The sequence below is a fragment of the Telluria sp. B2 genome (assembly GCF_051789535.1).
In the GTDB taxonomy this organism is placed as follows: Bacteria; Pseudomonadota; Gammaproteobacteria; order Burkholderiales; family Burkholderiaceae_D; genus Telluria.
The window spans coordinates 2,302,834-2,324,566 of sequence record NZ_CP196525.1; the positions used below are offsets into that span (position 1 = coordinate 2,302,834).

Sequence of the window (21,733 nt, forward strand, 5' to 3'; positions counted from 1 at the left end):
ACTCGGCCCCATCAAAACGACGACCTTGCCCGCCGGGCGCGCAAGGCCCGGGCGGGAATCATGCGCAAACGGCCTTGCCGGTGCCGTGGATGCCGGGGCCAGGCCCGGCTGGGGCAGGCTTACTGGATGGTCAGGCGACGCGCCTCGCTGCCCTGTTTCTTGGGCAGCGTGAGGTGCAGGACGCCGTTCTCGAGTTTCGCCTGCGCCGCCGTATCGTCGACCTCGGTCGGCAAGGTAAAGCTGCGCATGAACTTGCGTGCTGAACGTTCAGAATACACCACGTTTTCGCCCTCGCGCCGCTCGTTTGCCTTGCGGCATTCTCCCTCGATGGTGATGCGGTTATGGTCGATGGCGACCTTCACGTCTTCCTTGTCGACGCCCGGCATATCGGCCTGGATTTCATAGGCCTGCTCGGTTTCGCTCATGTCCAGCCGCGGCACTGCGGCGCTGGTGTCGCTCAGGCGGCTGCCGCCTTGCGCCAGCGGCGCGAAGAAGTCTTCGAACATGCTTTCGACGAGGCGGCCGAACTGGTCCTCGACCGAACCGGGACGATAAGCCGACAGTGGCGTACTGCCTCTCCTGATGAGATTCATGGTATGCCTCCTTTCCTCATGATGAACATGCGCGGCGCGTTCGCCGCACCTTTTTTATAGGGCAGCGGCGCGGCGTTTTCAAGGCGCGCAGGACAGGAAAAGCGGGGCCAGGGCGCGAGCAATTGCGCCAGGCCAGCGGACATGCGGAAAGAGGGAACCAGCGGCGTTCCGGACGGTCTGAACCATCCGGAGCGCGCGCCGGTGGAACAGGGTCAGCCGAGCTGGCGGCGGTGGAAGCGCAGGTGGTCTTCCACGAAGGTCGAGATGAAGTAATAGCCGTGGTCGTAGCCGGCATGACGGCGCAGTTCGAGCGGCTGGCCGGCGGCGCGGCAGGCGGCCTCGAAGGCGTCCGGATTCAGCTGGTCGGGCAGGAACTTGTCGGCCAGGCCCTGGTCGACCAGGATTCCTTGCGGGAAGCGCACCGGGCCGCCAGCCACCAGCTCGGTCGCGTCCCAGGCGCTCCAGGCCGCGCGGTCGTCGCCCAGGTAGCCGCCGAAGGCCTTTTCGCCCCAGGGGCAGCGCGAGGGCGCGGCGATCGGTGCGAAGGCCGAGACCGAGCGGAACAGCTCGGGATTGCGCAGCGCCATCACCAGCGCGCCATGGCCGCCCATCGAGTGGCCGAAGATGCCGCAGCGGGCCGGGTCGGCGCCGAATTCGCGCATCACCAGTTCGCGCAGCTCCAGGATGTAGCTGTACATGCGGTAGCGCTGGGCCCAGGGCTCCCGGGTTGCGTCAAGATAGAAGCCGGCGCCGGCGCCGAAGTCCCAGCTGTCGGTTTCGCCAGGCACGCCGGCGCCGCGCGGGCTGGTGTCGGGGGCGACCAGGATCAGGCCTTCCTCGGCGGCGACGCGCTGGGCGCCGGCCTTGATCATGAAGGTCTCTTCGGTGCAGGTCAGGCCGGCCAGGTAGAACAGCACCGGCAGCTGCTTGTCCTGCGCGCCGGGCGGCAGGTAGACCGAGAACTTCATCGGCAGGCCGATGGCGGTCGAGTCGTGCTGATAAAAACGCTGGGTGCCGCCGAAGCAGGCGTGTTCGCTCAGGAGTTGTGCCATGTTGTTATCCGTTGTTGGGTGACGGTGCAAGTATGCCAGTTTGGCAGGCTTTGGGTCGAGCATTGGCAATGATTCACGCGCGCTGCGCGTTGCGTTTCGACTGATCGGCCGCCGTACCGCGTGGACACAGGTGTCCACCCTACAACCCCGTCTTTCGTAGGGTTGACACCCGTGTCCACGCTGTACAAAGCCCGATTTGCCGCACACTCGCGCGCCAGCGCTTACACCAAGCCGAACGCCCCCAGCAGCGCGCCCGCGCCCAGCATCCACAGCAGGTGAATCTTCGTACGCCAGATCACCACGCAGCTCGCCACCGCCAGCAGCCACAGCGGCCAGTCGGCCGACCCGCGCGCACCCGAGCTGGCGAGGACCCAGGCGGTCGACAGCAGCATCGCGATCACCATCGGCGCCATGCCCTGCTTGAAGGCGCGCACGGCGCGCAGTTCGCGGTTGCGGTGGCCCCATTGCGCCACCTGGTAGGTGAAGATGGTCGAGGGCAGCATGATGCCGACCATCGTGATCGCCACGCCGAGGAAGGCGGCCGTGGTGCTGCCGGCGTTCATGCCGACGTGCCAGCCCATCAGCGCGACGAACAGCACGTTCGGTCCGGGCGCGGCCTGGGCCAGGGCGATCGAATCGTTGAACTGGGCCTGGGTCAGCCAGCCGTGCTGCTCGACCAGGAAGCGGTGCATTTCCGTGGTGGTCGAGATCGCGCCGCCGAGCGACATCAGGGACAGCATCAGGTAATGCGCGAACAGATTGAGCCAGTCGTGCCACGACAGGCTCAGTTCGATCGCCTGGGTGCTCATGCCTTGAGCTTCCGGTAGGTCAGGAAGCAGCCGAGGCCGCCAAGGGCCGGCAACACGTAGACCAGCGGCGCCTTGACCAGGGCGAGCAGCACGAAGGCGAGCGCGCCGATGGCGATGCACCAGACCAGCGGCATCGGGTTGCGCGTCAGCGTGCCGGACAGTTTCAGGCCGGTGGCCGCGATCAGGCCGGCGGATACCGCCGCCATGCCGCGCAGGGCGCCGGCGACGTGGGGGTTGCCGGCGAAGCGCGCGTGCAGGGTGGCCAGCAACAGGATCAGCACCATCGGCGCCGCCAGCAGCCCACCCAGCGCGGTCATGGCGCCGGCCAGGCCGAAGTAGCGCGCGCCGATCATCATCGACAGGTTGACGACGTTCGGCCCGGGCATGATCTGCGCCACCGCCCAGTCCTCGATGAATTCGTCCTGGGTCAGCCAGCGTTTGCGGTCGACGAGTTCGCGCTGGACGACAGCCATCACGCCGCCAAAGCCCTGCAAGGCAAGCAGCGTGAAGGCGATGAACAGGTCGGGCAGGGAAGAGGGGCGCGGGCGATCGCTGGATGGTTCAGGTTTCATCCCGCGATTATCACCCTGATATTGCTACTATGCAACTAACCCCCTCCGATCCCGCGCATGACCTTGCCGCTGCCGCCGCACTGGGGGCAGGGCTTGCCGTCGGCCAGTTTGCCGCTGCCGGAGCAGGCGTCGCAAATGTCTTCGCCGGCGCCGGGGGTGCCGGGAGCAGCTTCGTCGCCAGGGTTCATATCCGGTTGAGATGTCGTGCTCATGGATGCCTCGCTGGTGGGTTGAAGGGAATCAGCGCGGCCATTTTGTACGTGTTGCGAAATGGATGGCGCAACGCTGCCGTCGGGCATGCCTGCCTTTTCTTGTTTTTCGATGGGAAAATGACATTGACATTACCGGTTCTTGATCAATACTCCTTACGCAAGGAGTTTAACCACGACAAGGCGGGGGAAGGATGGAGCATATATCAGCAGAGCTGCGCGGCATGGCCGCGGATGGCGGGGGCGACGCCCGCAGGGATGTCCGGCAGCGCGTCATCGTCGACGACGGGATCGCGGTCCAGTTCAGCGCCAACACGATGTCTGCCGTGGAGTACCTTCGCTCACGCGACATCGCGCGCGCCGTGATCGAGCGCGTGCTGCTGGAACCGTCCCGACGTCGATCCCGGCAGTAAAAAAAGTTGCTCTGCAGTTCTGGTTTGCGATATCAAAATTGTATTTTTGTGGCGTTCTATGAGGTCTGGTTATACACAAAAATTTCTTTTTGTTCATTCGGACCTTCCTCCAGGCCTGCCTGCACAGATGCGTGCAAGTCATTGATTTATCTGGTTTTCGGCTTTGCCCGCCGTTTGGGCATTTTGTTGAAAGCCGCTTCCCGCCGCGCTTTCGGGCTGTCAAGCCCTCCCTTTTCCACAAAGTTATTCACAGAGTTTGTGGATATCCAGAAAACCCGTTTATTTTCGGCGACTTAGCACAGCTTGTTCGGAAAACGTTTGAAGTGGTCGCGAAGCGAGCGCAGCCTTTTTACGACAGGTTCGTCGATTTCGAGTGCAAAATGCACTTGCGAAAGCTTACTGGACAAATGTACAGTTGAGCTGTCCGCCTTTTGCCCTTCCTTGCCATCCTTTCATGACCGCTGCCGCCGCTGCCGCAACTTCCGCTCCCTCTTCAGCCCCTTGCGCCGACGACCCCTTTGCCGGCCTCAATCCGGCGCAGCGCGCCGCCGTCGAGCACGACATCGGGGCGCAGGCGACGCGCCCGCTGCTGGTGGTAGCCGGCGCCGGGTCCGGCAAGACCAATACGCTGGCGCACCGCGTGGCGCGCCTGATCATGCGTGGCGCCGACCCGCAGCGCATCCTGCTGCTGACCTTCTCGCGGCGCGCGGCCAATGAAATGACCCAACGCGCCGGCAATGTCCTGCAGCGCATCATGGCCACGGCCACCCAGGTGACGACACTGCCCTGGGCCGGCACCTTCCACAGCATCGGCGCGCGCCTGCTGCGCGAATTCGCCGGGCGTATCGGCCTGGACGAATCCTTCACCATCCACGACCGCGGCGATTCCGAAGACCTGATGGGCCTGGTGCGCCACGAGATCGGCCTGACCCAGACCCAGAAGCGCTTCCCGCTGAAGGGCACCTGCCTGTCCATTTATTCGCGGGTGGTCAATTCGCGCGAGCCGCTCGACCTGGTCTTGCAGGGCACCTTCCCCTGGTGCACGGAATGGGAAGCGGAGCTCAAGCGCCTGTTCGGCGCCTATGTCGACGCCAAGCAGGAGCAGAACGTGCTCGACTACGACGACCTGCTGCTGTTCTGGGCCGAGATGGCATCCGACCCCGAGCTGGGTCCTGAACTGGGCGCCCTGTTCGACCACGTGCTGGTCGACGAATACCAGGACACCAACCGCCTGCAGGCGGCGATCATCACCGGCATGAAGCCCGATGGGCAGGGTGTGATGGTGGTGGGCGACGACGCCCAGTCGATCTATTCGTTCCGCGGCGCGACGGTGCGCAACATCCTCGATTTCCCGAAGCAGTTCTCGCAGCCGGCCGAGGTGATCACGCTGGACCGCAATTACCGCTCGACCCAGCCCATCCTGGACGCCTCGAACGCCGTGATCGGGGCCGCCCTCGAGCGCCATGCCAAGACCCTGTGGACCGACAAGGCGGCGAGCAGCCTGCCGCAGTTGGTCCTGATTCCCGACGAGGCCGAACAGGCGCGCTGGGTCTGCAACCGCATCCTCGAGCACCGCGAAGCCGGCATCAAGCTCACTTCCCAGGCGGTGCTGTTCCGCGCCGCCAGCCACAGCGCGGCGCTGGAACTCGAACTTATGCGCCGGAACATCCCTTTCGTCAAGTTCGGCGGCCTGAAATTCCTGGAAGCCTCGCACATCAAGGACGTGCTGGCGGTGCTGCGCTTCGCCCAGAACCCGAGCGGGCGGCTGGCCGGCTTCCGGGTGGCCCAGCTCATCCCCGGCATCGGCCCGGCCACCGCCACGCGCCTGCTCGACGCCGTCGCCGAGGCGCCGGAAGCCGCGCAAGCGGTCGAAGCCTTCGCGGCGCCGGCCAAGGCCCAGGGCGACTGGCAGGCTTTCGTGGCGCTGTACCGCCGCCTGCGCACGCCCGGCCTGCGCTGGCCGGCGGACCTGGAGCTGGCCAGGGACTGGTATTTGCCCCACCTCGAACGCCTGCACGACGATGCGCAAGTGCGCGCGGCCGACCTCGAACAACTGACCCAGCTTGCAGGCGGCTATGGCAGCCGCGAGAGCTTCCTGGCCGAGATCACGCTCGATCCGCCCGAAGCGACCAGCGACCGCGCCGGTCCCCCGCTGCTCGACGAGGACTATGTCATCCTGTCGACCATCCACTCGGCCAAGGGCCAGGAGTGGAAGTCGGTGCACGTGCTCAACGTGGTCGACGGCTGCATCCCTTCGGACATGAGCACCGGCAATGCCGAGGAAATCGAGGAAGAGCGGCGCCTGCTGTATGTGGCGATGACGCGCGCCAAGGAACACCTGCACCTGGTGGTGCCGAACCGCTTCTTCATCAAGCAGCAGGCCCAGATGGGCGACCGCCATGTGTACGCGGCGCGCACGCGCTTCGTCACGCCGGCCATGCTCAGGCATTTCGAGGAGTGCGTCTGGATCACGGCCGACAAGGCGCAATCGAAGAAGCCGATGCCTGACAGCGTGCGGATGCTGGTGCGAGAAAGAGCGAGGAATAGCTGGAAATAAGGCGGGGAAATATGCCTGGAGCTGGGGCCGCCGGGCACCTGATTGGTTGACTTATCCCCCGCGCAGCTTTTTTGTAGGAATCTTCCGATAAAGTCTTACAACAGCGCACAAGCGTTTGTGCAAGTCCTTGATTTTTAAGGTGCTTATTTTTGCCTCTGGAACGGGCATTTTGTTGAAACCCGCATCAATACTGCCCTCGCGGCTTGTCAAGTGGTGCTTTTCCACATAGTTATCCACATTTCTTGTGGATATCGGATTTATCCCAATCAAATCAAGGACTTACAGCGCCAGATCAAAGGATGTATTGACGCTTGTCAATTCTAGCGAAAACGGTGCGCGTGGCCGTTTGTGTAAGATGTCACATCCTCATCTCACTGTCGAGTGCCATGCCTGCCAATTCCACCTGCCTGCGTCACGTCGTGCTGTTTGCCTTCAAGGAGTCCGCCACTGCCGAGGACGTCGATGCCGTCGTGGCCGACTTCGCCACGCTGCCGCAAGCCATTCCCGGCATCGTGTCCTGCGAGTGGGGCACGAACGTCAGCCCGGAAGGCCTGAACGACGGTTTCACCCACTGCTTTACGCTGACCTTCGCCAGCGCCCAGGACCGCGACAGCTACCTGGTGCACCAGGCGCACGAGCGTTTCGTCGGCACGCTGGGCAAGAGCCTGGCGCGCTCGCTGGTGGTCGATTACTGGACCCAGTAAGCGTTCAGCCGGCAGCGCCGGCGTCGATCAGCACGCGGATCCGCTGCAGGGCGTCCAGCGCGCCGAGCGGCAGGGCGACGCCCTCGCAGCCCTCGAGTTGCGGCGCGCGCGGGTTGATGCGGACGAGTGGCGCGCGTTGCAGCGCGCTCATCCGGCGTACCGAGGGAATGTCCACGCCCGCGCCCAGTTCGATCACCACCAGTTTGCCTGCCGCTGCGCGCCAGGCCCGCAGGCGTTCGAACTGGACGTCGGTGCGCGTGTCGATCCAACCGCCGTCGTTGAACATCAGGATGTTCGGCCGCGCCAGCGCGCCGCAGTGAGGGCAGCGCGGCGGCTCGCCGCGCAGGCGGCAGGCGGCGGTGTCGACCTCCGGAACGAAGGCATCGGCGGGCCAGGTCGCGTCGAGGCAGGGCCGGACGCATTGCAGGTGATGGATGGAGCCGTGGCATTCGACGATGCCGTCCTCGTCGAAGCCGGCGCGCTGGAACTGGCCATCGACATTGCTCGTGAACACGAAGGCGCCCTGCGCCTTGGCGCGCGCCCAGTCGCGCAGGATGGCGAAGCCCGCGTGCGGCCGGGTGGCGCGGTACAAGTCCAGGCGGTGGCCGTAGAAGCCCCAGGCCAGGGCCGGGTCGGCCTCGAAGCTGGCCGGGTTGGCGATCTCGTGGAAGGGCAGGCGGGCCTGGCCGAGCGCGGGGTAGGCGCGCCAGAAGCCAGTGTTGCCGCGAAAGTCGGGCAGGCCGGAATCGACGCCCATGCCGGCGCCGGCGCAGATCATCAGGGCATCGGCCTCGTCGATCAGCCGCGCCGCCCGCAGCAGGTTCGCCTCAAGCATGCTCTTTCTCCCTGACCAGCCGCGTCAGCCGTTCGAGTTCGGCCAGGAAGCGCTCGCAGGCCAGCGCCGGCGGCCAGGGTTCCCAGGGCGTGCCGCCGTAGATGGCGGCCACCGGATCATCCTGCAGCACGGCGGCGCGGATCTTCAGGGTGCGCCGCACCTCCTCGCGCGACCAGCCGGCCACGTGCACCGCCTCGCTGGCGGCGGCCAGGCGGTCGGCGCGCTTGTGGCGGGCGTGCTCGGCCGCGGTCCAGGAGGGCAGGCCGTAGCGCAGGAAGACCACGTGCTCGAGGCGCCTGGTCAGGGCGCGGAAGCCCTCGCCCAGGAAGGGCTTGATGACGGACAGGGCATCGAAGCCCAGCAGGCCTTCCTCGGCGTCGTGCAGCAGCTCGCGCAGCTCGGTCAGCGGGTCGACCCGGCCGCCGATCGCCGCGCGCTGCAGCAGCATCACCGTGATCGAGTGCTGGGCCACCGACAGCGGCAGCGGCCAGGCCGAGTGCCCGCCCCAGCGGTAGGTACGCGCCAGGCCGAGGGCAAGGTCGGCATCGTCCCAGTCGAAGGGCGTTGGATTGAGCAGGTCGAGACGCTTGCCGGAAGGCATGCGCACCCAGGCGCGTTGCTGCACCATCAGGCGCGATCTGCGTCGACAGGGGTGTTGCCGCGGCCAGGGCGGGGGCAACTGCGGGCGCAGGCGATCGGCGCGTGGGACATGCTTTCTCCGTGAATCTCGTCGTATTGATGTCTCGATTCTACACATTGGCGCCGAAAACCGGGTTCACACGGTCCGCATTGATCCATGCGAACATGGAGGCACCTGAGGGACCTACACTGGTTTGGGTTGCGACTTTCGGGAGAACGACGTGGATGGTGCGCAAGGACGGATCGACTGCGACGTGCTGGTCGTCGGCGGCGGGATCAACGGCGCGGCGATCGCGCGCGACGCCGCCGGGCGCGGCCTGCGTGTGGTGCTGTGCGAAAAGGACGACCTGGCCCAGCACACCTCGTCGGCTTCGAGCAAGCTGATCCACGGCGGCCTGCGCTACCTCGAGCACTACGAGTTCGGCCTGGTGCGCAAGGCGCTGACCGAACGCGAAGTGCTGCTGCGCAGCGCGCCGCACATCATGCGCCCGCTGCGCTTCGTGATGCCGCAGGACGAAGGCGCGCGGCCGGCCTGGCTGATCCGCGCCGGCCTTTTCCTCTACGACCGGCTGGCGCGGCGCGAATTCCTGCCGGGTTCCCATGCGCTCGACCTGCGCAGCCATCCGGCCGGCGCGCCGCTGCAGGACCGCTACACCCGCGCCTTCATGTATTCCGACGGCTGGGTCGACGACGCCCGCCTGGTCGTGCTCAATGCGCTCGACGCGCACGAGCACGGCGCGTCCATCCTCACGCGCACGCGCTGCCTGGCGCCGCAGCGCCACCCCACGCACTGGAGCGTCACCCTGGACGGGGGCGATGGCCGGCTGCGGCTGCAGGCGCGCTGCCTGGTGAACGCCGCCGGGCCCTGGGCCGCGCGCTTCCTCGACGGCTTGCCGGACCTGCACGGGCAACGGATGCTGCGCCTGATCAAGGGTAGCCACATCGTTGTGCCGCGGCTGTTCGAGCATCCGCATGCCTACATCTTCCAGCACCCGGACAGGCGCATCGTGTTCGCGCTGCCGTATGAGGGCGCATTCACCCTGATCGGCACCACCGACGTCGATTACCAGGGCGACCTCGACAAGGTGGCGATCAGCCCCGAGGAAGTGGCCTACCTCTGCCAGCTGGCGAACCGCTATTTCCGGCGCGCGGTCACGCCCAGCGACGTCGTGTGGAGCTACGCCGGCGTGCGGCCGCTGGTCGAGGATGCAGCGGCCAGCGCCCAGGCCGCCACGCGCGATTTCCGGCTCGAGACCGACAGCGCCGGCGCGCCGCTGCTCTCGGTCTTCGGCGGCAAGATCACCACCTGCCGCAAGCTGGCCGAACAGGCCGTGGACTGGATCGCGCCGATGCTCGGCAAGGCAGGCCCGGCCTGGACCGGCCAGGCCTGCCTGCCAGGCGGGGACGTGGCCGGGAACCGTCCGGACAAGCGCGGCGTGCTGGAATTCGGCGCCTGGACCGCCGTTCAGGCCGCGCGCTACCCCTGGCTGCCGGCCAGCCTGCTGCAGCGCTATGCGCGCGCCTACGGCACCCGCATCGACACGCTGCTGGCGCGGCGCAACAACCTGGCCGACCTCGGGCAGGAAGTCCTGCCCGGCCTGTACGCGGCCGAGATCGAATACCTGGTGACCCACGAATGGGCGCGCAGCGCCGCCGACATTCTCTGGCGGCGCAGCAAGCTCGGGCTGCACGTGGCGCCGGGCAGCGCCAGCCGCCTCGACGAGTGGCTGGTCTCCCGCCAGCCCGCCATGGTCTTTTGAACCCGGCCGGCGTCGCGCCGGCGCATCAGATCCCGTTGCGTTCCAGCCAGCCGTCGATTTCCGGCACGCGCTGGGCGCGTACCTTGAGGCGGTCCTGGATGGCAGCCACCGCGGTCTGGGCGTCGCGCCGCGCCTCGGGCGCGAGGTGCGCCTCGGCGTACGCCCGCACCTTGGCCACCATGTCCGGACTGGAGGAGCCGCGCGCCAGCATCGGGAAGTAGCGGCTGCGCGAGGTGGCGTCGATGCGTTTGTCGACCGCGGCCATGTTGGCGATCGCGAAATCGAAGGCCATGTCGGGATGGTTCCCGGCCACGGCGGCGATCATCTCGGCGCCGATGGTCACGCCCGGCTCGTCGGTGATCGCCAGCGCCAGCGCGCGGCGCGCGAGCGCCGGGTCGTTCGCAGTGGCGAGCAGGCCGTACATCGTGTCCTTGACCAGCGGCGAGCTTTCCGCGCGCGCGGCCGCGCGCAGCGCCTCCCAGGTCGGCGTGTCGGCGTGCTGGGCCACGACCGCCATGATGCTCTTGCGCAGCGCCGGCGGCACCGCCTGGGCGTCGGCGGCCATGGCCGCATGGCGGCGGCGCGCCTCGTCGATCGTGGCGCGGTCGCCCAGCTGGCCGAGAATCTCGATCAGGTCGGCGCGCAGGTTGACGCGCGCGCTGGTGTCGCCCGGCTGGGCGTTCCAGCCGATCCGCGCCATGACCGGCGCCAGGCGCGCCACCGCATAGTCGGCGAAACGCTGGCCATGGGCATCGCCGTGTTCGTATTGCGCGTGGATCTGGGCGAAGGTCGAGGCGATCCGGCCCCAGACCTGCGGGTCGGCGTCCAGCGGCGTGGCGCGCGCCAGGTCGAGGAAGCTGGAGGCCGGCTGCAGCCCGGCCATGCCCAGCGCCCAGCTGTCCGACAGCAGGCCGAGCTGGTCGATAGGTGGCAAGGCGGCAAAGCCCTCGGCCAGCCGGGCGAAGGACTTCGGCGCATACAGGGTGCGGTAGTAGCCGCTCTGGCCGGCATTCACGATGACCGCGCCGCAGCCGGGGAGCTGTAGCGTGCCCTTGCCGCCGGCCACCAGCGTGCTGGCTTGCCCGCCCGCGCCCGCGATCCGCGCGATGACCGGCACGCGCCAGGACAGGGGTTTGCGCTCGGGCTGGTCGCGCGAGAACTCGCCCTGCGACAGCGCCACGCTGCTGCGTCCGTCCCTGCACACCGGCTCGGCGACGCGGATCAGCGGCACGCCCGGCTGCAGCGTGAAGTCATGGGCGATCGCCGTCACCGGCTTGCCGGCCGCGCGCTCGATCTGGCGCCACAGATCGTTCGATACCGTGTTGCCGTAGGCGTGCTGGCGCAGGTAGCTGCGTACGCCGCGGCGCCAGGCGTCCTCGCCGACATAGGCCTCGAGCATGCGGATCACCGCTTCGCCTTTCGAATAGGTGATCTCGTCGAAGGCCTGGCTCGCCTGCTCCACGGTCTCGACGTGTTGCACCACCGGATGCGTGGTCGCCACCGAGTCGCGCTGCATCGCGTGGTCGCGCCCCTTGACCGCGCCCAGCGCCGTATTCCACTCCGGGTGCAGGCGCGCCGTCATGCGGCCTTCCATCCAGGAGGCGAAGCCTTCGTTGAGCCAGAGGTCGTCCCACCAGCGCATCGTGACCAGGTTGCCGAACCACTGGTGCGCCATTTCGTGGGCGGCGGTGGCGAAGATTTCCTGCCTGTCGACCTGGGTCGAGATCGCCGGGTCGAGCAGCAGCGCGTATTCGAAGCTGAAGATCGCGCCCCAGTTTTCCATGGCCGAGAAAAACTGGCTGCGTCCGGGGCCGGCCACGTTGTCGAGTTTCGGCAGCGGATAGCGCACGCCGAAGTAGTCGTTGTACTCGCGCAGGATGGCCTGCGAGGAGTCGAGCGAGAACCGGGCCTGGGCCAGCGCGCCGCGCCGCGTGACCACGCCCAGCTCGGTGCCGTCGACGCTGGCCGTGGCGCGCTCGAAGTCGCCGAGCGCGAAGAACAGCAGGTAGGTCGACATCTTCGGGGTGTCGGCAAAGCGTACCCGCACCCGGCCGTCGGGCAGGAGCGTGGACTGGGTCACCGGCATGTTGCTGACCGCCAGCTCGCCGGCAGGGATCAATGCCTGCAGGGCGAAGCTGGCCTTGTAGGCCGGTTCGTCCCAGGACGGGATCATGCGGCGCGCGTCGGAATTCTCGAACTGGGTGAAGAGGCCGCGCTTCCTGCCCCCGGCGCTGTCGTAGTCGAGCGCGAACAGGCCGACGGCCTGGGTCTGGATGACGCCCGTGTAGTCGAGGGCGAGGCGGTAGCGGCCCTTCGCCAGCGGCTTCGGAAAGCTGAAGGTGGCCGTCTGCGCTTCCTCGTCGACGGCAATGCGCGCGTTCTGCTGCGCGGCTCCGGTGCCGCTGCCGCTGCCGATACGGGGCGTCAGGTTCGCGCTGGTGAACTTCAGCTCGGCGGCGTTCAGCGTGATGCTGCGGGTCGGCGCCAGCACCTCGACGTCGATCGCGCCCCGGGCCTGGAAGCTGCCGGCGCCCGCGTCCGGGGTGATGGCGATGTCGTAGTGCAGCGGGCGCACGCCGCGCGGGAGCTGGGTGGTCGCTTCGCTGGCGGCATGGATGGATGCCGGGGCGGCGCTGGCGGCGGTGGCGAGCGTCGCGCTGCCCGCCAGGGCCAGTGCGACGGCCGCGGCGATGAGGCTGTAGTGCATGTCGTTCTTTCGTCGAGTGGGTCTGCGACGGCGGCGCGGGCGGCGGCCATCGATGGCATCTTGGCGGCAAAGATCGAGGATGTCAATCTATCAACCTTGCCGACACGCGGCGCGGCCGATGCGCTATCATCGAGAGGCCACGCCCTGGTTTGCCAGGCGCCACGACAACGACAATCGAAGGAGACCCATGAAACTCTACATCAGCAGCTACGCGCCCAACCCGCGCCGCGTGAGCATGTTCATCGCCGAGAAGGGCATCGCCGGCATCGAGACCGTGATGGTCGACATCATGAAGGGCGAGCACCGCAGCGAAGACTACCTGGCCAAGAACCCGCTGGGCCGCGTACCGGCGCTGGAGCTGGACGACGGCCGCGTGCTGAGCGAGACCCGCGCGATCTGCACGTATCTCGAAGGCCTGCAGCCGGAACCGAACCTGATGGGCGCCGATTTCGAGGAACGCGCCTTCATCGAGATGGCCGACCGCCGCATGGAACTGCACCTGCTGCTGGAAACGGCGAGCTGCGCCCGCCACACCCATCCAGCGCTGGCGGCGCTCGAGCAGCCCCAGTTCGCCGACTTCGGCGCGGCCCAGGGCGACAAGATGCGCATCACCGCGCGCTGGCTCGACCAGGTGCTGGCGCGCCAGGAATTCGTGGCGGGCGAGCGCTTCACGATCGCCGACATCACGGCCTTCTGCGCGCTGGAGTTCGGTCGCGGGCTGTTGAAGTTCAAGCCGGGCGACGAGGGGATGGCGCACCTGCAGGCCTGGCGCGACCGGATCGCGGCAAGGCCGAGCGCGCAGGCGTCGAAGTAAACCGGGGGGATTGAGGCCAGCGGCCTCAATCACGAACGTGCCCGCCAGAACCCAGGAATTCGGGCAGCCGTAGGGTGGGCGCCCTGTGCCCACCAGAACGTATGCATTCCCGCAGCTGCATGGTGGGCACAAGCGCCCACCCTACGAGTCAGCTCACCCGACCCGCTTGTACCACGCCAGGTGCCCGAAAATCGGCAGGTAGGCCGCCGCGTTCGCGTCGCTGGCGACGAGCTCGCGGTCGATGCCGAGCACGCCGAAGCGCGACAGGCTGTCGTGGAACAGGCGCAGCACGCGCTGGCGCAGCATGGGGCCGAAGTCGGCCATGGCGCGGCAGCAGAGGATGGCCTGGAACTCGTTGAACGAGGCGTCCGTCACCAGGTTGTACTGCGCCCAGGTGATGCGCGCGCGCAGGCGCGGCTGCAGGGCCGCGCGGCCGTCCTTGACGTCGAAATAGTCGGCCAGCATGCCGGTCCCGCCGCTGCGCACGTAGTTCTCCTGCAGCGCAGGCAGCGTGGCCGCGTCGACGCTTGCCTCGCGCACCTCGGCCAGCAGTTCGTCGTTGGCCAGGGTCGCGAAGATCTCCGTGCGCGCGAGCAGGCCTTCCTCGGCCAGCAGGATCGCCAGCGACCAGGCTTCGCCTACGCCCGCGCACTCGGCCAGCCAGACTTTCGGCACGGCCACCGGACGCAGGCTGGCGCCCAGCGCGATGCGCGCCTGGCTGGCGCAGGCTGGACGGTCGAACAGGACAGCCGGGGGCACCGCCAGCGCGCGCAGCAGGTTCGATGCCGCGCCGGGTTCGTGCAGCACCTTTTCCTGCAGCGCCGACACGGTCCGCAAAACGCGCTGCTCCATCACGCCCAGGAGCTTACGCCGCAGCAGCGGACGGTCGTAGTCGCGGAAATCGTAGCCGTGGCGCTGGAACAAGGCCTCCAGCAGCAGCTCGATTTCCAGCTCCTCGACCGCCGGGTTGACAGTCGAACCTGTGGCCGCAAAGGTGGCGAACGCCGTCAATGCAGCCACACCCGCATCAGCGACAGCAGCTGGGCCACATCGACCGGCTTGGTGATGTAGTCGGAAGCGCCGGCGGCAATGCACTTGTCGCGGTCCCCCTTCATCGCCTTCGCGGTAAGGGTAATGATCGGCAGCGACTTGAACTTCGGAATGCGGCGGATCGCCCGCATGGTGTCGTAGCCGTCCATCTCCGGCATCATGATGTCCATCAGGACGATCTCGATGCCCGGGTCCTTCTCCAGCACCTCGATGCCGTCGCGGCCGTTCTCCGCGAACAGCACCTGCATCTGCTGGCGCTCGAGCAGGGACGACAAGGCAAAAATGTTGCGCAGATCGTCGTCGACGATCAGCACCTTGCGGCCGGCCAGGCCGCCGTCGAGCGCATGGATCTCTTCCAGCATCCTGCGCTGCAGCTCGGGGAGCGATGCGTGCGAACGGTGCAGGAATAGCGCGGTCTCGTCCAGCAGGCGTTCCGGCGAGCGGGCGTCCTTGATGACGATGGTCTTCGCATACTTCTTGAGCTTGGTGACCTCCTTGCGCGACAGTTCCTGCGCCGTGTAGATCACGATCGGCAGGTCGCGCAGTCCGGGCTTCGTGCCGATCTGGTCGAGCAGTTCGAAGCCCGAGATGTCCGGCAGCGTCAGGTCCAGCACCATGCAGTCGAAGTGGGCGCCGTCCAGCGCCTCGATCGCCGACTTGCCGTCGCGGGCGGTCACGATGTGCAGGTCGGCGTCGCCGATCAGCGAGACGATCGCGTCGCGTTGGGCCGGATCGTCCTCGACCACCAGCAGCGAACGCTTGCCGCCCATCAGGAACTTCTGGATGCGCGTGAATTCCTCTTGCAGCGCCTCGCGTCCCACCGGCTTGTGCAGGTAGGAGATGGCGCCCTGGCGCAGCGCGCGTTCGCGTTCGCGCAGGGCCGACACCACGTGCACCGGGATGTGGCGGGTGCTCGGGTCGCGTTTCAGGCGGTCGAGCACCGTGAAGCCGTCGATGTCCGGCAGGTCGATGTCGAGCAGGATCGCCGACGGCAGGTAGTCGCGCGCCAGCGACAGCGCCGAGTCGCCGCGGTGGGTGACGATGCCCTTGAAGTTCTTCTCGCGGGCGAATTCCAGCACGGCCTTGGCGAAGCGGTCGTCGTCCTCGACGATCAGCACCGAGGGGTCGCCCGGCGCGATCAGGCCGCGGTCGTCCAGCATCGAGGCATATTCGACCAGGCCGCCGGAGGAGGACGCCGGCACCTCGACGGTGGCCACGGCGCCGCCCTCGGCTGCGGCCGCGCTCAGCACCACGGGCGGGGCCGGCGGCGCGGACTTGGGCGGAGCCATGCGCGCCGGTTGCGGCTGGCGGGTCTGCTCGTAGTTGATGAAGCCGGCGCGGTTGTACGGCAGGTAGAGCGTGAAGGTCGAGCCGACGTTGACGATCGATTCGACGCGGATTTCGCCGCCCAGCAGGCGCGCCAGTTCGCGCGAAATCGACAGGCCGAGACCCGTGCCGCCGTACTTGCGGGCGGTCGAGCCGTCGGCCTGCTGGAAGGCTTCGAAGATCAGCTGCAGCTTGTCCTGCGGGATGCCCACGCCGGTGTCGCTGACCGAGAAGGCCAGCACGGCGTCGGCGTGCAGCAGGTGAGGGTGGTCGGCGGTCCAGCCGCTCGTCACCAGGCTGATGTTCAGCGACACCTGGCCATGGCTGGTGAACTTGAAGGCATTCGACAGCAGGTTCTTCAGGACCTGCTGCAGGCGCGTCGTATCCGTCATCAGCGCGGTCGGCAGGTTCTCGGCCAGCTCCACCTTGAAGCCCAGGTGCTTGGCCTCGGCCATGTGGCGGAAGGTGCGGTCGACGTAGTTGCGCAGGTTCGAGAAACGGTATTCCGAGACGTCCAGGGTCACCGTGCCCGACTCGATCTTCGACAGGTCGAGAATGTCGTTAATCAGGGTCAGCAGGTCGGAGCCCGAGCCGTGGATGGTCTTCGCGAATTCCACCTGTTTGCCCGACAGGTTGCCCTCGGGGTTATCCGAGAGCTGCTGTGCCAGGATCAGGAGCGAGTTCAGCGGGGTACGCAGTTCGTGCGACATGTTGGCCAGGAACTCGGACTTGTACTTCGAGGACAGGGCCAGCTGGGTCGCCTTTTCTTCCAGCGCCAGCTTGGCCTGTTCCACCTCGCGGTTCTTGCGTTCCACCTCGATGTTCTGCTCGGACAGCAGGCGCGCCTTTTCCGCCAGTTCCTGGTTGGTCTGCTGCAGTTCCTGGGCGAGCGACTGCGACTGGGTCAGCAGCGACTCGGTACGGCTGTTCGCCTCGATCGTGTTCAGGACCACGCCGATCGATTCCATCAGCTGGTCGAGGAAGGACAGGTGGGTCTCGGTGAAGCGGTCGAGCGAGGCAATCTCGATGACCGCCTTGACCTGCTGCTCGAACAGGATCGGCAGCACGACGATGTTGTTGGGTGGCGCCGAGCCCAGGCCCGAGGACACCACGATGTAGTCGCGCGGCACGTCGGTCAGCCAGATGCGGGTTTTTTCGACCGCGCACTGGCCCACCAGGCCTTCGCCCGGCAGGAAGGAGGTCGGCAGCTTGCGGCTGGAGCGGTAGCCGTAGGAGGCGATCATCCGCAGGCGCGGTTCAAGCTCCTGCGAGTCCATCATGTAGAACACGCCGTGGTGGGCCGACACCAGCGGGGCCAGTTCCGACAGGATCAGCTTGGTCACCGCCTGCAGGTCGCGCTGGCCCTGCAGCAGTCGGGTGAAGCGCGCCAGGTTGGTCTTGAGCCAGTCCTGCTGCGCATTCTTCTGCGTGGTTTCCTTCAGGTTGCGGATCATCTCGTTGATGTTGTCCTTCAGGTAGGACACCTCGCCGCGCGCCTCCACCTGGATCGAACGCGAGAGGTCGCCGCGCGTCACCGCCGTCGCCACTTCGCCGATCGCACGCATCTGGTTGGTGAGGTTTGCCGCCAGCTGGTTGACGTTCTCGGTCAAGTCCTTCCAGGTACCCGCCACGCCCGACACGTTCGCCTGGCCGCCGAGCTTGCCTTCGGTACCCACCTCGCGCGCCACACGGGTCACTTCCGATGCGAACGAGGACAACTGGTCCACCATCACGTTGATGGTGTCCTTCAGTTCGAGAATCTCGCCCTTCACGTCCACGGTGATCTTCTTGGACAGGTCGCCGCGCGCCACCGCGGTCGTCACCGCCGCGATGTTACGCACCTGGCCCGTCAGGTTCGAGGCCATGAAGTTCACGTTGTCGGTCAGGTCTTTCCAGGTGCCGCCGACGCCCGGCACATAGGCCTGGCCGCCCAGCTTGCCCTCGGTACCCACCTCACGCGCCACGCGGGTCACTTCCGATGCGAAGGAGGACAGCTGGTCCACCATGACGTTGATCGTGTTCTTCAGTTCGAGAATCTCGCCCTTCACGTCCACGGTGATCTTCTTGGACAGGTCGCCGTTCGCCACCGCCGTCGTCACTTCCGCGATGTTACGCACCTGGCCCGTCAGGTTGCCCGCCATCGAGTTCACGCCGTCGGTGAGGTCCTTCCAGGTGCCCGCGACGCCGGGCACGTTCGCCTGGCCGCCGAGACGGCCTTCGGTACCCACCTCACGGGCGACGCGGGTCACCTCGGATGCGAAGGAGTTCAGCTGGTCGACCATGACGTTGATGGTGTTCTTCAGCTCGAGAATCTCGCCCTTCACGTCGACCGTGATTTTCTTGGACAGGTCGCCGTTCGCCACCGCGGTCGTCACGTCCGCGATGTTACGCACCTGGCCCGTGAGGTTACCCGCCATCGAGTTCACCGAGTCGGTCAAGTCCTTCCAGGTGCCCGCGACACCCTTCACCTGTGCCTGGCCGCCGAGCTTGCCTTCGGTACCCACCTCGCGCGCCACACGGGTCACTTCCGATGCGAACGAGGACAGCTGGTCGACCATGACGTTGATGGTGTTCTTCAGTTCGAGAATCTCGCCCTTCACGTCCACGGTGATCTTCTTCGACAGGTCGCCGTTCGCCACCGCGGTCGTCACCGCCGCGATGTTGCGCACCTGGCCGGTCAGGTTCGAGGCCATGAAGTTCACGTTGTCGGTCAAGTCCTTCCAGGTGCCGCCCACGCCCGGCACGTAGGCCTGGCCGCCCAGCTTGCCCTCGGTTCCGACTTCACGGGCGACCCGGGTCACCTCGGATGCGAAGGAGCGCAGCTGGTCCACCATGACGTTGATGGTGTCCTTCAGCTGCAGGATCTCGCCGCGCACGTCGACGGTGATCTTCTTGGAGAGGTCGCCGTTCGCCACCGCGGTCGTCACTTCCGCGATGTTACGCACCTGGGAGGTCAGGTTGCCCGCCATCGAGTTGACCGAGTCGGTCAGGTCCTTCCAGGTGCCTGCGACGCCCTTCACCTGGGCCTGGCCGCCGAGCTTGCCCTCGGTACCCACTTCGCGCGCCACGCGCGTCACTTCCGAGGAGAAGGAGGAGAGCTGCTCCACCATCGTGTTCGCGGTCATCGCCGCGCGCAGGTACTGGCCCTTCAGGGGGTGGCCGTCCACTTCCAGCGCCATGGTCTGCGACAGGTCGCCCTTCGCCACCGCGCCGATGACGCGCGCCATTTCCGTGGTCGGGCGCACCAGGTCGTCGATCAGGGTGTTGACCGAGCTGATGATCGTGTTCCAGCCGCCGACCACGCCCGGCACGTCGGCGCGCTGGGTCAGGTGGCCTTCGCGGCCGACCACGCGCGACACTTCGGTCACGGTCTCGACCATCTTCTGCTTGGTCTCGATGATGTCGTTGAGCGTGTCGGCGATCTTGCCCGACACGCCGGTCCAGTCGGAAGGCATGCGTACCGAGAAGTCACCCTTTTTCAGGGCCATCAGCGTGGCCAGCAGGAGTTTCACGTCCAGCTGTTCCGCCATGTCGGTCAGTGTGTTCATCGACGGTGGTTCCTCGTTTTGGATTGGGTGGTGCGGCGTTCTTGTCATCCTCGCCGCGGCGTATGCCTGGAGGCGAGCGTGTAGAAAACTGTTAAACAGAAAGTATTGAAAGATACTCTTGTGCGAAATCAAGTCAAGCTTGGTGGCGCCAGGATCTTGCACAGTTGAAATAAATATTGGACAAGCGCGCGGAGGTTAACGTAAAAAGGTCTTTCCAGTCGCACAGTTGATGTTGGCAAATAATTTACGTTGCGCACTTGCGACATGAAATTACCTGCCACAATTTCTTTGATATTGTTAAAATTGCCATAACGCATGCTTTTTTGGCCGGCTTGCACTAGCATATACAGGTCATCATCCCGGAAAGAAGCGAGCACGTATGGTCGAGACTGCACAATTGGTGCAGCTGATGGAAACCCCGGATTCTGGTGGCTGGAGCCAGGTCTTGTTCGGGCTGGCGCGCCAGCTCGGTTTCGATCAGGTGCTGTATGGCATGGTCGGCTCGCGCCATGCCCAGTTCGAACGCGCTTTCCTGCGCAGCAATTACTCGCCCGCGTGGCGCGAGCGTTACGACGCCGAGCGCCTGGCCTATGTCGACCCCACGGTCGGTCATTGCCTGGCCAGCACGCTGCCGATCGTCTGGGAGCCGGCCATCTTCGACGGGCCGGAGGGGAGTGCGCTCTACGAGGAAGCCTGCGCCCATGGCATCCGTACCGGCGTCACGCTGCCGGTACATGGGCCCAACGGCGAGTTCGGGGTGCTCAGTTTTGCTTCGGATGCGCCGGCCGGCAGGGAATTTTCACGCCATATTGCGCATGTGATGCCGGCCTTGACCCTGGTGCGCGATTACGCCTTCGCGTCCGCCGTGCGCTTCCTGGGCGGGGCCAGCCAGGCCGCCAACGCGGAGGCCCTGCCGCGCCTGACCCGGCGCGAGCTGGAAGTGCTCAACTGGGTCATGGCGGGCAAGTCGTCCTGGGAAATTTCAAAGATCACCAATTGCTCTGAGGCGACCGTCAACTTCCACCTGGCCAATGTGCGCCAGAAATTCAATGTCAACACCCGCCAACAGGCGGTGGTGAAGGCGATCGCGCTCGGGCTGATCAGCCCTGAAGATCGCCATCGTTGAGCTTGCCGTTGACGTAGAGCTTCAGCAGGATCGCGACCGGGGCCGGAATCGCCAGCCCGGTCTCGAAGCGGCTACCGCTGGACTGGGTCACGCCGAAGCGGCCCCAGAACTTTTCCTGGCTCTCACGCTTGCTGATGCGGAACTGTCGCAGGTCCACGTGCGTCGCACGCGGTGGTTGCGGCATCACGGCCGGTGGCATGGTCGGGCGGCCAAGCATGGATTCGCTCACGAAATCGTTCGGCATGGTGCGGTCTCCTCGTTGTTCAGTAGCAAAGCTTTAGTATTCCACCGTCGTTTCCCCCAGCCCACCTAGCAGTCCTGCTAGTTCCGTTTCTGCCCGGATTGCATGACGCTTTATGCGATTCGCATACTTTTTCATCAAAACACAGGGAGAACGAAATGGCACTGCAAATCAACATCGCAGCACGACGCGAATTCAAGTCCCGCGATTTGTGGGAAATGCATACCCTTCGCGCCAAAGTCTTCCAGGGCCGCTTGGGCTGGGAAGTGCCAGTCCTGTCCGGCATGGAGATCGACGGCTATGACGCGCTCGAGCCGCATTACATGATGATGCGCGAGCCCGGTGGTGGCGTCCTGCGTGGCTGCTGGCGCCTGCTGCCGACCGAAGGGCCCTACATGCTCAAGGATTCGTTCGCCCAGTTGCTGCACGGCCAGCCGGCGCCTTGCGACGAGCACATCTGGGAACTGTCGCGTTTCGCCATCGAAACCGAGGGCTGTAACCACTTCGGTTTCTCGGAAATCACGATGGAATCGATCGCGGCGATCATCCGCTACGGCCACGAACAGGGCATCGAACGCTACGTGACGGTGACCACCACCGCGATCGAACGCCTGCTGCGCCGCGCCGGCGTCGTCACCGAGCGCCTTGGGCCGCCACTAGTGATCGGCATCGAGACCGCGGTTGCGTTGTATGTCGACATCGAGCCGACCTGCCGGGTGTTGTTCGATACGCGGCTGGCGAGCTGATGCCGGCAGGGGCTGCGGCGTCGATCGTAGGG

General features: G+C 66.2%; 18 protein-coding genes. 7 read left to right on the plus strand and 11 right to left on the minus strand.

From position 1 onward, the window contains the following. Positions 1-119: 119 nt before the first annotated feature. The 5 genes from ACSUZJ_RS10355 to ACSUZJ_RS10375 all read right to left on the minus strand — a co-directional run bounded on the left by ACSUZJ_RS10355 (position 120) and on the right by ACSUZJ_RS10375 (position 3,238). Positions 120-593 carry an Hsp20/alpha crystallin family protein gene (locus tag ACSUZJ_RS10355; RefSeq protein ID WP_499415791.1) on the minus strand — a complete coding sequence of 158 codons (474 nt, stop codon included), beginning with the start codon at positions 591-593 and terminating at the stop codon, positions 120-122. 212 nt (positions 594-805) lie between these two features. Next, entirely contained in the window at positions 806-1,645 is an 840-nt protein-coding gene (fghA, locus tag ACSUZJ_RS10360) for an S-formylglutathione hydrolase (protein WP_499415793.1), read from the minus strand. Positions 1,646-1,866: 221 nt separating this feature from the next. Next, a complete protein-coding gene (locus tag ACSUZJ_RS10365; protein WP_499415795.1) occupies positions 1,867-2,454 on the minus strand; it encodes a chromate transporter in 588 nt (195 codons plus the stop codon). After that, on the minus strand, positions 2,451-3,026 hold the full coding sequence (locus tag ACSUZJ_RS10370) for a chromate transporter (RefSeq protein ID WP_499415797.1): 576 nt from the start codon (positions 3,024-3,026) through the stop codon (positions 2,451-2,453). Before ACSUZJ_RS10370 ends, ACSUZJ_RS10365 begins: the two co-directional genes overlap by 4 nt. A gap of 35 nt (positions 3,027-3,061) precedes the next feature. Next, positions 3,062-3,238 carry a hypothetical protein gene (locus ACSUZJ_RS10375; protein WP_499415799.1) on the minus strand — a complete coding sequence of 59 codons (177 nt, stop codon included), beginning with the start codon at positions 3,236-3,238 and terminating at the stop codon, positions 3,062-3,064. A gap of 191 nt (positions 3,239-3,429) precedes the next feature. Here ACSUZJ_RS10375 and ACSUZJ_RS10380 point away from each other — a divergent pair, with 191 nt between their 5' ends. From ACSUZJ_RS10380 to ACSUZJ_RS10390, 3 genes are all read left to right on the plus strand, one after another. Continuing rightward, entirely contained in the window at positions 3,430-3,648 is a 219-nt protein-coding gene (locus ACSUZJ_RS10380; protein ID WP_499415801.1) for a hypothetical protein, read from the plus strand. A gap of 454 nt (positions 3,649-4,102) precedes the next feature. Beyond that, positions 4,103-6,205, plus strand: a complete 2,103-nt coding sequence (locus ACSUZJ_RS10385; protein ID WP_499415803.1) for an ATP-dependent helicase — start codon at positions 4,103-4,105, stop codon at positions 6,203-6,205. A gap of 386 nt (positions 6,206-6,591) precedes the next feature. Further along, entirely contained in the window at positions 6,592-6,909 is a 318-nt protein-coding gene (locus ACSUZJ_RS10390) for a Dabb family protein (RefSeq protein ID WP_499415805.1), read from the plus strand. A gap of 4 nt (positions 6,910-6,913) precedes the next feature. On the opposite strand, the gene ACSUZJ_RS10395 is transcribed toward ACSUZJ_RS10390, so the two are convergent. Together ACSUZJ_RS10395 and ACSUZJ_RS10400 are read right to left on the minus strand one after the other, a co-directional pair. Further along, complete coding sequence (locus tag ACSUZJ_RS10395; protein WP_499415807.1) at positions 6,914-7,744, minus strand: SIR2 family NAD-dependent protein deacylase; 831 nt, start codon at positions 7,742-7,744, stop codon at positions 6,914-6,916. Beyond that, positions 7,737-8,372 (minus strand): phosphohydrolase, encoded by a 636-nt coding sequence (locus ACSUZJ_RS10400; protein WP_499415809.1) that lies wholly within the window; start codon positions 8,370-8,372, stop codon positions 7,737-7,739. The genes ACSUZJ_RS10395 and ACSUZJ_RS10400 overlap by 8 nt, the downstream gene beginning before the upstream one ends. 232 nt (positions 8,373-8,604) lie before the next feature. On the opposite strand from ACSUZJ_RS10400, the gene glpD reads away from it, so the two are divergent. Further along, the gene (gene glpD / locus ACSUZJ_RS10405; protein WP_499415811.1) at positions 8,605-10,143 is read left to right on the plus strand and encodes a glycerol-3-phosphate dehydrogenase; all 1,539 of its coding nucleotides are present in this window, start codon (positions 8,605-8,607) and stop codon (positions 10,141-10,143) included. Between the two features lie 25 nt (positions 10,144-10,168). Here glpD and ACSUZJ_RS10410 read toward each other — a convergent pair whose 3' ends face one another. Then, a complete protein-coding gene (locus ACSUZJ_RS10410; RefSeq protein ID WP_499415813.1) occupies positions 10,169-12,850 on the minus strand; it encodes a M1 family metallopeptidase in 2,682 nt (893 codons plus the stop codon). Between the two features lie 187 nt (positions 12,851-13,037). Between ACSUZJ_RS10410 and ACSUZJ_RS10415 the strand changes: the two genes are divergently transcribed. Continuing rightward, a complete protein-coding gene (locus ACSUZJ_RS10415; protein WP_499415815.1) occupies positions 13,038-13,664 on the plus strand; it encodes a glutathione S-transferase family protein in 627 nt (208 codons plus the stop codon). Between the two features lie 153 nt (positions 13,665-13,817). Here the strand turns inward: ACSUZJ_RS10415 and ACSUZJ_RS10420 are convergent, their stop codons facing one another. Together ACSUZJ_RS10420 and ACSUZJ_RS10425 are read right to left on the minus strand one after the other, a co-directional pair. Further along, a complete protein-coding gene (locus ACSUZJ_RS10420) occupies positions 13,818-14,684 on the minus strand; it encodes a CheR family methyltransferase (protein WP_499415817.1) in 867 nt (288 codons plus the stop codon). Further along, a complete protein-coding gene (locus tag ACSUZJ_RS10425) occupies positions 14,672-19,588 on the minus strand; it encodes a response regulator (RefSeq protein ID WP_499415819.1) in 4,917 nt (1,638 codons plus the stop codon). Before ACSUZJ_RS10425 ends, ACSUZJ_RS10420 begins: the two co-directional genes overlap by 13 nt. Before the next feature lie 379 nt (positions 19,589-19,967). Between ACSUZJ_RS10425 and ACSUZJ_RS10430 the strand changes: the two genes are divergently transcribed. Further along, entirely contained in the window at positions 19,968-20,714 is a 747-nt protein-coding gene (locus ACSUZJ_RS10430; protein WP_499415821.1) for a helix-turn-helix transcriptional regulator, read from the plus strand. Here ACSUZJ_RS10430 and ACSUZJ_RS10435 read toward each other — a convergent pair. Next, positions 20,689-20,913: a helix-turn-helix domain-containing protein gene (locus ACSUZJ_RS10435; protein WP_499416503.1), complete on the minus strand. Its 225-nt coding sequence runs from the start codon at positions 20,911-20,913 to the stop codon at positions 20,689-20,691. The two genes, ACSUZJ_RS10430 and ACSUZJ_RS10435, sit on opposite strands and share 26 nt — an antisense overlap. A 200-nt stretch (positions 20,914-21,113) precedes the next feature. Here ACSUZJ_RS10435 and ACSUZJ_RS10440 point away from each other — a divergent pair, with 200 nt between their 5' ends. Beyond that, positions 21,114-21,701 (plus strand): acyl-homoserine-lactone synthase, encoded by a 588-nt coding sequence (locus ACSUZJ_RS10440; protein WP_499415823.1) that lies wholly within the window; start codon positions 21,114-21,116, stop codon positions 21,699-21,701. Positions 21,702-21,733: the final 32 nt, after the last annotated feature.